The organism is Tenacibaculum sp. (assembly GCF_048269885.1).
Lineage (GTDB): Bacteria > Bacteroidota > Bacteroidia > Flavobacteriales > Flavobacteriaceae > Polaribacter.
The window spans coordinates 169,025-183,118 of the sequence record NZ_JBLWTZ010000005.1 but is presented as its reverse complement, the minus strand read 5'-3'; the positions used below and the strand labels follow the sequence as shown (position 1 = coordinate 183,118).

The following is a 14,094-nucleotide window of genomic DNA, read 5'->3' as shown; positions in this document are numbered from 1 at the left end:
TAATTAAAAGCTGTATTTTTAGTCTTTTTAAATATAAAATATGTTAGAACTAGCAGGGATAATTATACTTGGAATTTTAGCGCAATGGGTAGCTTGGAGATTTAAAATTCCAGCAATTTTACCTTTAATCTTAATTGGGTTACTTGTAGGACCTATTGCAGCAGAATTTTTTAATGATGATGGAAGTAAATGGATAGAACCTATTTGGGATGGTGAAAAAGGACTCTTTCCTGGTGATGGTTTGTATTATTTTGTGTCATTATCTATTAGTATTATTCTTTTTGAAGGAGGATTAACCTTACGACGCGGAGAAATAAAAAATATAGGTCCAGTTATTACTAAGTTGATAACCTTAGGGTCAGCAATCACCTTTTTTGGAGGAGCTATAATCGCTCATTATGTATTTGGATTAAACTGGGAATTATCCTTCTTATTTTCTGGATTAATAATCGTTACCGGACCAACCGTAATAACACCAATTCTTAGAAATATACCCCTGAAAAAAGATGTTTCAGCAGTTTTAAAATGGGAGGGAATATTAATAGATCCCATTGGAGCATTAGTAGCTGTACTTGTTTTTGAATTTATAAGTGTAGGCGGTGGTGCTGGGTTTACAGGAACCGCCTTGTTAGAGTTTTTAAAAATCATCCTTTTCGGAACCACTTTCGGATTCACTTTTGCCCATGCTTTAATATTTGTAATTAACAAAAAATGGGTACCACATTACTTGTTAAATGTAGTTTCTTTATCTACTGTTTTATTAGTGTTTGTGGAGTCTGAATTGTTTGCTCATGAATCAGGACTATTAGCTGTTGTGGTTATGGGAATGGTGCTAGGAAATAGTAAACTGAAGAACTTAAAAGAGATTTTATATTTTAAAGAATCATTAAGTGTCTTATTAATCTCAATCTTATTTATTTTACTATCAGCAAATATTGATTATAAAGAACTAACACTACTATATGAGTGGAAAACACTGCTTTTATTTGCTTTAATTGTGTTTGTAATTCGTCCGTTAGCCGTGTTTTTAAGTACATCAAAGTCGAATTTAAAAACAAATGAAAAACTGTTTATTAGTTGGGTAGGACCAAGAGGTATTGTTGCCGCAGGTATTGCTTCGTTATTTGGAAGTAAATTGCTTAAACAAGGAATTGAAGGAGCTGAATACATAACTCCTTTGGTGTTTATGGTAGTACTAGGAACTGTTTTATTAAACGCCACTACAGCAAGATTGTTTGCGAAATTAGTAGGAGTGTTTTTAAAGCGTTCTAATGCAATTATGATTGTTGGAGCTTCAGATTTGGCAAGAATGATTGCAAAATACCTAAAAGAAAATCAAAGAAGAGTAGTATTAATTGATTCTAATATTGAAAATGTAGAAAAAGCCAAAGAAGAAGGGCTGGAATCTATTGAAGTTAATATTTACGATGATGAGTTAACTGATAATATTGAATTAAACGATGTAGGGTATTTAATTGCAATGACAGGAAGTGATTCTATCAACAAATTTGTAATCTCTAATTTCTCTTCTATTTTTGGAGAGCAAGGGGCTTATCGTTTAGCAACGTCGCAGGAAGTTATTACAAAGGATTATGAAGATGAAGATCATTTATTTACAATAGAAGATGATTATATTAACTTGATGGAAGCTGTAAGAGAATTCCCTGAAATTCACGAAACAGTAGTTAATTCTATTGATGATTATAAGAAGAAAATTGAAGAAATTAATCGAGATCAAAAATCAATTCCAATTTTTGTTAAGAGTCAAAAGAATGAAATTCTATTAATTTCAGAATTTGAGAAAAACGTCAAGAAAATAGAAGATTGGAAGTTGGTTTATGTAGGGAAGAATTTAAACATCTAACCCAAAAGTACTTTTTAACTTTTCAATTAACGGATTTTTTTCCTTTAGTTTGTCATACTTCTCTTGAGGCGTATAGGCAAACTTTTTTTCTACAGTTTCATTAACAATAACATTAATTTGAATACCATAGTTGTTTAACTTTTCACGTAAGAATCGTAATAATTTAGGTTTTCCTTTTTCTAGTTGAGACTTCATTAAGTCATTAGGTAGCGAAAAAACAATCGTAAAATCTTCCTGTAATTTAGGTTCATCAGAAGCTAGAATGGCAGCAATACTTCGCTCTCCGAAACCTTGTAATTGGAAATAATATTTTTTCCAAGCATCTTTTAGTTCATCTTGAGTAAAAGGAGTTCTTGGATGATTGTCGTAGTTCTCTTCTACATCAATGGTGTTTTTTACTTCTTTCTTTTGTTGTAAACTCTTTAAAGACAAAGCAGAAGTACGTCGTTTAATATTTTTTAAAACGGGTTTAGCGGGAGCTTCTTCTTTTGTAACTGTAGTAGTTGTTGGGGTGGGGTCCGATTTTTTAGGCGTTTTTACAACAGCAGGTTTTACCTCGGTCTTTTTAACAGAAGGAGATAAAGAGGTAAAAAAAGTAGCAGGAATTATGTAGTTGCTAGATTTTTTTTTTGCTCCATCAAAAGTGATAGAGGCAATTTGCATTAAAGTAAGTTCTACCAATAAGCGTTGGTTTTTACTTCCTCGATATTTTAAGTCGCAATCATTCGCCTTGTCTATGGCAGGGAGTAAAAATTGCATACTGGCTTTAGAAGCTTGCTCTAAATATTTTTTCTTAGTATTATCACCAACCTCTAGTAAAGCTATAGTAGCTTGGTCTTTTGCAACTAATAAATCTCTAAAGTGAGAAGCCAAACCGTTTATAAAATGATGTCCCTCAAAACCTTTTCCTAACACATCATTAAATGCCATTAACACTTCAGGAATTTTATTCTGAAGTAATAAATCGGTAATGTTAAAATACACATCGTAGTCTAACACATTTAAGTTTTGGGTAACCGCCTCACGTGTTAAATTGTTTCCAGAGAAACTTACAACCCTATCAAAAATAGAAAGGGCGTCGCGCATTGCACCGTCAGCTTTTTGGGCAATTACATGTAATGCATCATCTTCCGCAGTAATGTTTTCCTTAGCACAAATTGTTTTTAAATACTCTTTAGCATCTAAAACACCTATACGTTTAAAATCAAAAATTTGACAACGAGATAATATCGTTGGTATAATTTTATGTTTTTCGGTAGTTGCTAAAATAAAAATAGCGTGTGCAGGTGGTTCCTCTAAGGTCTTTAAAAACGCATTAAAAGCGGCTTGAGAAAGCATGTGCACCTCATCAATAATATACACTTTGTATTTTCCTGTTTGAGGCGGAATACGAACTTGGTCTGTTAAGTTACGAATATCATCAACCGAGTTGTTAGAAGCCGCATCTAATTCAAAAATATTAAAAGCAAAATCTTCATCATCGGTAGTTGCATCTTCTTGGTTAATGCGTTTAGCCAAGATACGAGCACACGATGTTTTACCAACTCCACGAGGTCCTGTAAACAATAAAGCTTGTGCTAAGTGGTTGTTTTGTATAGCATTTTCTAACGTGTTGGTAATAGCTTGTTGCCCTACCACATCCTCAAAATTTTGAGGACGATATTTACGTGCCGATACTATAAAATGTTCCATTAAAATTTACTGTTTACTTGAACAAAAATAGAAAACACAGTGGCAACACGCAAACAAAATTCTTAAGGAAATATTAAAGTTGTAAACAATTGTAAAAAATGTATTTTTTGTACGACTAACCAACATATAAATAATAGGAATTATATGAAGATATTCAAGGGAATAGCAGTATTTACAGCTGTTGTTTTAGTGCTAACGTTATTAAGTTTCTCACAAAAAAAAGAAGAAAAACTAAAAGAGGTGTCAGTACAAACAAGCTCAGAAACAAAAGTAGCTTACTTTGCAAGTGGTTGTTTTTGGTGTGTAGAAGCAATTTTTGAAAGTGTGAGTGGAGTAGAGGAAGCAGTATCAGGATATGCAGGAGGACATACTACAAATCCGACCTATAAAACGATTGGAACTGGTCGTACAGGACATGCAGAATCGGTAGCAGTATATTACAATCCGAAAAAAGTTAGTTTCCAAACATTAGTAACGGTGTTCTTTGGTTCACACGATCCAACGACTAAAAATGGACAACATCCAGATTATGGTTCACAATATAGGTCAATAGCGTTCTATAAAACACAAGAAGAAAAGCAGCTCATACAAAATACTATTAGAAGATTAAATAAAGAAGTGTATCAAGGGAAAATAGTTACAGAGGTTAAAAAGATGGAGAAGTTTTATCCTGCGGAAGAGTATCATCAAAACTATGAGCGTTTACACCCAGAGAACCCGTATGTGCAAAAAGTATCAATTCCTCGATTAAATCGGTTTAAACGTAAGTTTCCGGAATTGCTTAAAAAGGAAAAGCATTAAAAACTTTATTAAGTTAAAGTTTGTTTATATAAAAAGGAAACTCCCCTGTTTGGGGAGTTTCTTATATTTTAGTTTCAATTTTATTACTCAACAGTAATAGGGAAGCTCACCTGAATATCTGTTTCTCCACCAGCATTTGTAATATCTCCTTCTTTTACTCCAGAAGCTCCTTTATTTGGTTCATGTCTTAATGTAACAATATAAGTACCAGTTCCAGCACTTCCTGTAGCAATGGTAAAGTTAATACCTACAGGGTTTCCATTTGAGTCATTTGCCCCAGCATAAGTGAAAGTACTTGTTAAACCTGTTTGGCTATAAAAGAACTGGTGCTCATCTGCTTCTTCAGCAACTTCTTCAGTAATATCCTCAGCAGGGCTTTCCAATTCATTTAACAACGTTATTACAGCATTGTAAGTTGTGTTAGCAGCTAAAGTACCACCAGTAACAACAGGAGCTGTAGGACCATCTCCGTCAGCATCTTTACTTTGTAAAGTTACTTTATCACCACCACCATTTGGGGTTAATTCAATAGTCATTGTAGTAATAACTTCGTCTTCATTAATAACTACTGGATCATCATCTGAACAAGAGGTAATAGTGATTGCAGAAATAAATAATACGGCTAATAATTTAATATGTTTCATTTTTTGTTTTTTAATAATTAATTTTTAATTGAATTTTAAAATTCCTTCCTAGGTCATCAGCAAAGTACCTTAACCTATTTAAATAATTTCTATAGCTCTCATTTAAAATATTATCTACTGAAAAGTTTAAATTAAGTGTTGTTTTTGATAATTTAAAATCAAATCCTGTAGAAAAGTTTAATAAATGATATGCTGATGGTGGGGTGCTAACATCTACGGTTACGAAACGATCTTCAAGCGGTAAGTAAGCTTGAAAGTTGTTATTCGGAAACTCGTTTTGTTCTGCATTAAATTCGCTTTCTATGGAAGCATAAAAGTTTTTCCAGTTTTCTTTCTTGAAAACTAGTGAAGTAACTGTTTTAAAAGGAGGAATATCTATCAGCGGTCTATTACCTGATAAATCCTTACCTTTTAAAAGAGAACTTTTATTTGTCAACACAATATTATTTGTAGGTTGAAAAGAGATATTTGTATCAACTCCAAATAATTGAGCATTAACTTGTTTATAAGACCATACTGGAAAAGCACCTCTATTGGTTGTTTCCTCTCCTGTAGGCTCTATATAAATGAAATCTTTTATATGATTGTAAAACCCTTCAACAGTAATATTCAACTTATCGCTATTATACATATACGAAGCAGAAAACCTATTTGATGTCTCTGTTTGCATACGTAAATCTCCTATTTCTATTCTTGCTGCAGAGTGATGCAAACCGTCACTAAACAATTCAGAAGGGTTAGGAGCTCTGTTGGCTAGTCCATAGTTTACAATGAATGAGTTCTTAGCGTCAAGGTTATAGGTTAAACCAAGAGATGTAGAAACATTGTGGTATGTAAACTTTGGATTTGTTAAAAGTTGAGAACCTGGTGCATTAGGATCTATAATTATATGACTAAAATCATCTTGATAATTCAAATTATCCCATCTACTTTGCAGATAAAACTTTTTTGCGTCAATGTGCTCTAGATCATACCTAATTCCAGCGGAAAAGACTAAATCATCAAATTTAAAGTCAGCAATTGCATAGCTTCCAAAGCTAAACCTTTTATAATCCGGAATTAACCTTCTAACTTTAGTAATTGGGTCAGGGAAATTATTTTGGTATAATGCACTTAATCCAAACTTATAAAGATGATTAGGGTTTGAGTCTAACTGAAAATCAGATTTAAAATTATGAGTTGTTAAGTCTAAATCAACAGCTTGTAAACTTTTATTATCACCAATTCTTCTGTCAAACTCTAGTCTGTTATTAAACTGGAAATCGTATTGTAATGAAAGTTTACCCAATCCTTTAAACCTTTTGTAATAAGCAGCTTTTAATAAATGATGTGTAACATCTTGCTTTGGGTTATCAATATCATAACTAAAGTCATTTATAAAAAGAGGGATTGGACTTTCAATAGCATCAACTAAATCGGCAACATTACCAAAATGAGATGCTCTTAAAATACCTATTTCATTACTTAGGTAACTGTAAAAAAGTTCAAAACCTTTTTCAAACTGCTTTTTCCCTATGTTAAAAGTAAAAGCTTTTGAGTTAATCCCAGTATTAGATAAATTATAGTTTGCAGCTTCAAAATCACCTGCTCTTTTAAACGATGCTTGACCATTAACAAACCAACCACTTTTATAGCTTTTATTTAAACTTGTAGTAACGGAAAATAAACGACCATTAGTTTGTTGAGAAATTATACTTTTACCATATAAAGTATCTTTGTCAATAAAACTTTTCACAGGGTTTATTATAACAACACCTCCAATAGCATCACCTCCATATTGTAATGCATTTGCTCCTTTAACAACTGAAATAGTTTTAGCAGCATTAACATCTATATTTGGTGCGTGTTCAATTCCCCATTCTTGATCTTGAAGTCTAACATTGTTAAAAGAAACAAGAACTCTACTTCCGTTTAAACCATTAATTACTGGTTTAACAATACTATTACCAGTGTTAATAGAAGAAACTCCTATAATATTTTTTAAAGCATCACCTAAAGAAGCTCCACTAAATTTTTCTAATGTTTGTGTTTTAATTAGAGTTTCTTGGGCTGTTTTAGTTTTTAAACCAATGGCTCCTTTTACATTGACTTCATTTAGTTCTTCTTCGTGATGTTCTAAATCAATAATTTTATATATGTCTGTAGAAATAGTTAATTCAAGAGTTTGTGGATCACAAGCTACATGAGATATTTCAACTATAATTTTACCAGAACATACCTTTGGAATTGAAAATTTTCCTTGAAAATCGGTAACGGCGTATTTGTTTTGATTTTTAATAAAAACTGTAGCACCTACTATAGGAGATTTATCGTGAAAATCCTCAACAAGACCAGAGAATGTATGGCTGCAATCTTGACCTTTTACATTACTATAACCTAGTAATAGCAAAAGAATCAAAATGATACGTTTTGATTTCATTTAAGATTTATTTTTAATTTAATTTATGTGATAACTAAATTAAATTAAAAGGAGGCCCTCTAGGTAGAATTTTTACAACATGATGAACCGGAATAAATTGCGGTTGTAAGTTTTGTCTAGTTTTAAAATAAGTAACTGGAATTAAATCATAACTGGAATTAAAATCAAGCGAAAAAACTTGAAAGTTAAAATTCAATAAAGAACAATTTAATTCTTGCTCATGAAAGTGTTGTTCACTAGTAGAAGAACAAACTGGGTGTTTATGATTTTCAAAGGAATGTACTAGCAGTATAACTGAAGGTAACAGCAATACAAGTATACTTACAAGTGCAATATGTCTTTTTAATCTAAACATGCGTAATGTTGCAAATGTATGAAAAAAACAAAGACCTAACAGATAAATGTTTGCTAGGTCTTTTGCTTATAATATTAATATTTTCTTAATGCTTTTTTGAGTTCCCTCGCATTTTCATATTTAGCATTTCTACAAGTAGAGAAAATGTAATGGCAAAATATAAATATCCTTTCGGAATAGCACCAACTGATTGTCCAAAAACGATTGTATGAGACAAATGTGCACTCTCTGTAATTAGCATAAACCCAATTAGAATTAAAAAGGATAAAGCTAACATTTGAATTGTAGGGTGTTTGTTTACAAAATTACTAATAGGAGTAGCAAACATTAACATAATTAAGATTGAGACAATAACGGCGATAATCATTATCATTAATGCTCCTTGTATACCATTTGTCATACCTACAGCAGTTAAAACAGAATCAAAAGAGAAAACAATATCAATTAATACTATTTGAGTTATAACATTTAGTAAAGTAGCTCTCTTTTTAGGATTACCAGAAGCGTGTGCTTCATCTCTTCCTTCAACTTTATGGTGAATCTCACTAGTACTTTTGTATAGTAGAAATATACCTCCAGCAAATAAAATCAAACTTTGACCTGTAACACCTACTTTTAACCAAGACAAATTAATATTCCAGATAGGGTCTTTCATACTAATTAAATAAGAAACTCCTAGTAAAAGAAGAATTCTAAAAATCATAGCTAATAGAAGACCTATTCGAGTAGCTTTTTTTTGCTGATTTTCTGGTAACTTGTTAGAAGCAATAGAGATAAAGATAATGTTATCAATACCCAATACAACTTCTAAAAAAGTTAGGGTTAGCAAGGCAATCCAGGTATCAGCTTGTAAGAAAATTTCCATCGTTTATTTTACTTTATATACAGTTCCTTTTTGCTTAAAGTTAGAATAGCCAATTTTTGCGGTAAAACTATAAGAGCTATCAGTTACTTTAGTTATTTGAACAAATATAGGATCTTTATCTAAATCAGTTTTCGGACTTTTCATTCGCAAGGTATATGCAAAATTATTTTTCCATTTGATGTAGAGTGTATCTATATGTTTTACTTCTTTTTCAGTAACTAAACTGTCCGTTGAAAGACTTACTTTTTTAGTGTATTCTTCTATTTGTAAGCTATCCTTCCTTACAATAGTTGTTTTTCCGTAGTTATCACCAGCAGGAATTTCAAACGTTCCGTGTACAAAACGTGTAGGATCTCCTTTTTTCTCTGGAGTACACGATGTTACTATTAACATGCAAGAAAACAGCAATGCTTTAAATAGGAATAAAAAGTTAGCTTTTTTCACTTTCTGGATTATTTAGTTTTTGATAAATTATTTTATAAATCTCTTCTACAGATTGATTGCCATCTACCTCAATAGTTGTTACTCCCTGTTCTTTTATAAAATTGATAGCATGAGCTGTGAGGTTAACAAATTCATCAATTCTAGTTAAAACTGTGTTTTGATCTGCATCATCTTTTCTGTCCTCTTCAATAGCTCTTATTTTAGCTCTTTCCAACAAAACATCTTTAGGAACTTTTAAATAAATAACGAAATCTATAACATTTTTATCCTTCTCTAAAAAATTGATTAAATGTTTAGCTTGTTCAATATTTCTAGGGTAGCCATCAAAAAGAAAATTATTTTTGTCATTTTGATTGAAATAAAAGCTTTCTACTATTTCCATAACTAAATCGTCTGGAGCAAGTAGACCTTTACTACTATATTCTTCAGCTTCTAAGCCTAAATCACTTTTTTTAGCTTTTTCTTTTCTTAACACATCCCCGGTAGAAAGATGTGTTAAGTTAAAGTCATTTATTATTTTTTTAGATTGGGTTCCTTTACCAGCTAAAGGAGGCCCAAAAATTATAATATTCATAGGTTATATACCTGTGTAATTAGATGGTGTAATTTGTTTTAACTCGTTTTTAATCGCTTCAGAAACTTCTAAAGTATCAATAAAATTAGCGATAGAATCTTTGTTTATTTTTTCGTTCGTACGAGTTAATCCTTTTAAGGCTTCGTATGGATTAGGATAGGCTTCACGACGTAAAATTGTTTGAATAGCCTCAGCAACTACTGCCCAGTTATTTTCTAGGTCTTCAGCAAATTTAGCTTCATTCAACAATAACTTGTTCAATCCTTTTAAGGTAGAGGCAAAACCAATTAACGTATGTCCAAAAGGAACTCCAACGTTACGTAATACCGTACTATCCGTTAAATCACGTTGTAATCTTGAAACGGGTAACTTAGCAGATAAATGCTCAAAAATAGCATTGGCAATCCCTAAGTTTCCTTCAGAGTTTTCAAAATCAATCGGATTTACTTTATGAGGCATTGCCGATGAACCAACTTCCCCTTTTTTAATTTTTTGTTTGAAGTAGTCGTTAGAAACATAGGTCCAAACATCGCGATCTAAATCAATCAAAATCGTATTTACGCGCTTTAATCCGTCGTATAAAGCTGCCATGTGATCGTAGTGCTCAATTTGCGTAGTAGGGAAGGAGTGGTGTAAACCTAATACTTCTTCTACGAAATGAGTTCCGAAGTTTTTCCAGTCAATATCTGGATACGCTACTTTGTGTGCATTGTAATTACCTGTAGCTCCACCAAATTTAGCAGCGTGTGGTGTATGTTGTATATGAATAACTTGATTGTTAATACGCTCTACAAATACAAAAAACTCTTTTCCTAAACGAGTAGGAGAGGCTGGCTGCCCGTGAGTTCTTGCTAACATTGGTACGTTTTCCCATTCTTCAGATACATCAGCTAATTTGCAAACTAGGGTATCTAAAGTTGGGTAGTATACTTCATCCATCGCATCTTTAATAGATAATGGAATAGCAGTGTTGTTAATATCTTGAGATGTTAACCCGAAGTGGATAAACTCCTTATACTTATTCAAGCTTAGCTTGTCAAACTTTTCCTTAATAAAGTACTCAACAGCTTTTACATCGTGATTGGTAACGCTTTCAATTTCTTTGATTTTTTGTGCGTCTTCAGCAGAAAAATCTTCATAGATCTTACGTAAATCAGCGTATAACTCTTTGTTGAAATCGGCTAACTGAGGTAATGGAATTTCACATAAAGCGATGAAATATTCAATTTCTACCTTTACACGATATTTTATTAAAGCTTCTTCTGAAAAATAGTTCGCTAAGCTTGCTACTTTGTTACGGTATCTACCATCAATAGGAGAGATGGCGTTTAATTCTGTTAAGTTCATGTTTTGTTGTTGTGTTGAAAGGCACAAAAATAGAAAATACTTCCCTTTTTTTAGAGATAAACTACAGGAATTTTAGCACTAACAAAAAGCAATCTTATTTAGGGACAAAGAAGTATGCCGTAATATCAGCGACCCATGCGGTGATGTCAACGGAGCATGCCTTGATATCAGCGACCCATGCCGTGGTGTCAACGGAGCGTGCCGTAATATCAGCGACCCGTGCCATGGTGTTAACGGAGCATGCCGTAGTATCAGCGACCCGTGCCGTGGTGTTAACGGAGCGTGCCGTAGTATCAGCGACCCATGCCGTGGTGTTAACGGAGCATGCCGTGATATCAGCGACCCATGCCGTGGTGTTAACGGAGTATGCCGTAATATCCGCGACCCATGCCGTGATGTTAACGGAGCATGCCGTGATATCAGCGACCCGTGCCGTGGTGTTAACGGAGCATGCCTTAGTATCAGCGACCCATGCCGCAATATTAGCGGGGAGTATTCAATAAAGTGTGTAGAGAACTTTATAAATGAATTTTAGTTAACAGCGAGTATAAGAAACGTAGGGTAGAGGGTAAGCTCTAACTCCACGTTTATAACTAAGCCAAATATGATGTTTTTTGTTTGTCTTCAATGTTGAAACACCCAACTTTATATTTGACGACTTAGTAGATTAGCCTAAACCGATCGAATAATCATAGACCGCCCTATGTTTTTTTATACAACTTAAGTTAGGCATATACTACAATTTACTGGTATCAATATTATTTGTGTTTACAAATAACATTTTATCTATTTTCAAATTACTATTTACATGAATTAAATCAATGGGTGCTGTTAAAAATTTAGCTATCGTACTTTTTAGCCCTAATTCATTCAATCCATTTATATCATAAGTGGATATTTTTTCAGTTATATCAATTCCATTATAAATAATACTACTAATTACTTGGTAAGATATTGTTTCATTAAAACTATTCGTGGCATTTTTTTCAGAAGCAAGGACATCTATATCAATTGAAATATCTTCTTTTTGAGGTAAGTATACAAGTTTATCTCCTGTTTCTTTTAATAAATCGTTTATAAATTTGAACGAACTCATATAAGCGCTTTTTTTTCTCAACTTAAGAATATCTTGAATGAAAAAATCTTTTCTGTTATCTCCTCGATATTCCCCATATGAATTGAAATATATCTCATATAGAATCCCATTTAATAAATGATTTTCGTTGTTTTCTGTATATTTCGAAATGTTTTGTTCTAATAAATCAAAAAAATCACTAGAACTAAAAGCAGATCGACTTGATTGAAGTAAATTTCTACCTAAAATAAATTGTTGATTTTTGTCTAAATCTTTAGGGTTATAATCTAATAAGTCATCAATAGCAGGGTTTTGCTTGTAGTAATTAAGAATTCTAACATTTTTAATTAGAAGACTAAACTCATCTTTATCAGTATCATAGTTTACATCTTTTACAACATTCTCATTATAGGGGATTGTGATAGAATGAACCCTTTGACCTGTATTAAAATAATAATCACTAACTAAAGATGTATGCTCCCATGTAGTTTGTTTGCCTTCAGTTAATGAGTGAACAGTTTTTCGAACTTTTTTAAACAATTCTTCAATAGATAGCCTTTCTCTACCTAAATAATTTAATAAAGATCCTGTATATACACTATTACCTTTATAGCCTTTGTCATTTGCTCCTTCATTTGGAGATGTTGAGAAGGCTATAAAGGAACCTTTTGGAGCTATTAAAGGAGATAACGAAGATGTGTTACTTCTACTAAAAGATTTTCTACAGGCATCAATTATAGCTATGTTTATTTTCGTATTATTTTTTTTATGTATTTCTAAAACTTCATTGAGCATGATACTATTCATCCGAGCAGAGTATTTATCGGAAGGTGGTATTTGGCAGTCAATTGATGAAAGATAATTAATTCCATCAAGTTCAAAACCATGGCCAGCATAATAAAATATTGAAGCATCGAATTCAGGGATTTTTTCTTCAAAATCAGAAAGAAGCAAAGGATAATCAGTCGATTTACAATCACATTTAAAAATTGTAGTAAATCCAAGCCTTTCGAATTCTCTATTTATTGAAGTTGCATCGTTTACTGCATTGTCTAATTTTGCAGAATCATGGTATTCATTATTACCTATTATTAATGCTAATGTTTTCATTTTAGTTGTGTCTAACTCGTTATATGTCAAACTTTAGTTGTTTTATCCCGGCAAAAGCATGGAGTATCATAAAGTTTAGCAATTTTATACGCTATCAAATATAGTATAACCAATAGGTTACCTAAAATAAAGTTATGAACGAGTTGCTGTTATTTATTAACTAATTATACAATTCCAACAAACTTACTACAAGGGATGTACAAAATCTTACGGAATTCCATAAATCAATTAATTTATATGATTTGTAAGACACTTTATTAAAAGGTCACTTTAAAGAAAGTTTTAACGATATACCTTTCGTTTGCTAATTTTTACGTCTCCCTTTTTTTCTAAAGATTTTATGACCCGAATAACCGTTTCTACGCGTAAACCTAAAATATCGGCTATTTGCTGACGCGTATAGGCTACTTTAAACGAGTACTTTCCTTCAACTTTGTATACATCGTTTTTTAAATAATCTATAAATCGGAGCACTCTATGGGCAGGTTCTTGACTCGATATTTCGGAAGCAATAATAGCTTTGTAGTACAAACGTTTGGCTAAACTTTGGGTGATTTTTAAGTGAATTTCAGGATTGTCTTGCAGTAATTTAAACAGGTTGCTTTTAGATAAAGCTAAAATCGTACTATCAGAAATAGCCACCGCATTGGCAGGATATTTTACATCAATAAACAAAGGTGGTTCCCCAAAACTTTGGTTTTTATAAAACACCCCTTGAATAAACTCTTTACCATCATCATTAAAATTATTCATTTTAACTACTCCGCTTACTATTTGGTAGTAGTAGTGTGCGGTTTGTTTTTCAGAGAAAATGATTTCGTCTTTTTGAAAACTTTTGGTTTCAGCGTGGTATTTTAATAAGAGTTCTTCTGGAATCATTATGATTTAAGTCATAAATTGCAAT

Annotated in this window: 11 protein-coding genes; 2 read left to right on the top strand and 9 right to left on the bottom strand. The window is 32.2% G+C overall.

Annotated features, from left to right (window positions below; genetic code table 11):
• Positions 1-40: 40 nt before the first annotated feature.
• Positions 41-1,864, top strand: coding sequence for a sodium:proton antiporter (locus tag ACN0WY_RS05925; RefSeq protein WP_330486936.1), 1,824 nt, complete (start codon positions 41-43; stop codon positions 1,862-1,864).
• On the opposite strand, the gene dnaX is transcribed toward ACN0WY_RS05925, so the two are convergent.
• Positions 1,853-3,556 (bottom strand): DNA polymerase III subunit gamma/tau, encoded by a 1,704-nt coding sequence (gene dnaX / locus ACN0WY_RS05920; protein ID WP_417799813.1) that lies wholly within the window; start codon positions 3,554-3,556, stop codon positions 1,853-1,855. The genes ACN0WY_RS05925 and dnaX overlap by 12 nt on opposite strands.
• A 144-nt stretch (positions 3,557-3,700) precedes the next feature.
• Here dnaX and msrA point away from each other — a divergent pair, with 144 nt between their 5' ends.
• Positions 3,701-4,357: a peptide-methionine (S)-S-oxide reductase MsrA gene (msrA, locus tag ACN0WY_RS05915; RefSeq protein WP_417799812.1), complete on the top strand. Its 657-nt coding sequence runs from the start codon at positions 3,701-3,703 to the stop codon at positions 4,355-4,357.
• A gap of 83 nt (positions 4,358-4,440) precedes the next feature.
• Here the strand turns inward: msrA and ACN0WY_RS05910 are convergent, their stop codons facing one another.
• The 8 genes from ACN0WY_RS05910 to ACN0WY_RS05875 all read right to left on the bottom strand — a co-directional run bounded on the left by ACN0WY_RS05910 (position 4,441) and on the right by ACN0WY_RS05875 (position 14,069).
• Positions 4,441-5,001 (bottom strand): type 1 periplasmic binding fold superfamily protein, encoded by a 561-nt coding sequence (locus ACN0WY_RS05910; protein ID WP_417799811.1) that lies wholly within the window; start codon positions 4,999-5,001, stop codon positions 4,441-4,443.
• A 10-nt stretch (positions 5,002-5,011) separates the two neighbouring features.
• Positions 5,012-7,420: a TonB-dependent receptor gene (locus ACN0WY_RS05905; RefSeq protein ID WP_417799810.1), complete on the bottom strand. Its 2,409-nt coding sequence runs from the start codon at positions 7,418-7,420 to the stop codon at positions 5,012-5,014.
• Between the two features lie 440 nt (positions 7,421-7,860).
• Complete coding sequence (locus ACN0WY_RS05900; RefSeq protein ID WP_417799809.1) at positions 7,861-8,640, bottom strand: TerC family protein; 780 nt, start codon at positions 8,638-8,640, stop codon at positions 7,861-7,863.
• A gap of 3 nt (positions 8,641-8,643) precedes the next feature.
• Positions 8,644-9,084, bottom strand: a complete 441-nt coding sequence (locus ACN0WY_RS05895) for a hypothetical protein (RefSeq protein WP_330486930.1) — start codon at positions 9,082-9,084, stop codon at positions 8,644-8,646.
• Positions 9,071-9,658, bottom strand: coding sequence for an adenylate kinase family protein (locus ACN0WY_RS05890; RefSeq protein WP_417799808.1), 588 nt, complete (start codon positions 9,656-9,658; stop codon positions 9,071-9,073). The genes ACN0WY_RS05895 and ACN0WY_RS05890 overlap by 14 nt, the downstream gene beginning before the upstream one ends.
• Before the next feature lie 3 nt (positions 9,659-9,661).
• On the bottom strand, positions 9,662-11,005 hold the full coding sequence (purB, locus tag ACN0WY_RS05885; protein ID WP_417799807.1) for an adenylosuccinate lyase: 1,344 nt from the start codon (positions 11,003-11,005) through the stop codon (positions 9,662-9,664).
• A 736-nt stretch (positions 11,006-11,741) separates the two neighbouring features.
• Positions 11,742-13,190: a caspase family protein gene (locus tag ACN0WY_RS05880; protein ID WP_417799806.1), complete on the bottom strand. Its 1,449-nt coding sequence runs from the start codon at positions 13,188-13,190 to the stop codon at positions 11,742-11,744.
• Between the two features lie 282 nt (positions 13,191-13,472).
• Positions 13,473-14,069, bottom strand: a complete 597-nt coding sequence (locus ACN0WY_RS05875) for a Crp/Fnr family transcriptional regulator (RefSeq protein WP_417799805.1) — start codon at positions 14,067-14,069, stop codon at positions 13,473-13,475.
• Positions 14,070-14,094 lie beyond the last annotated feature (25 nt).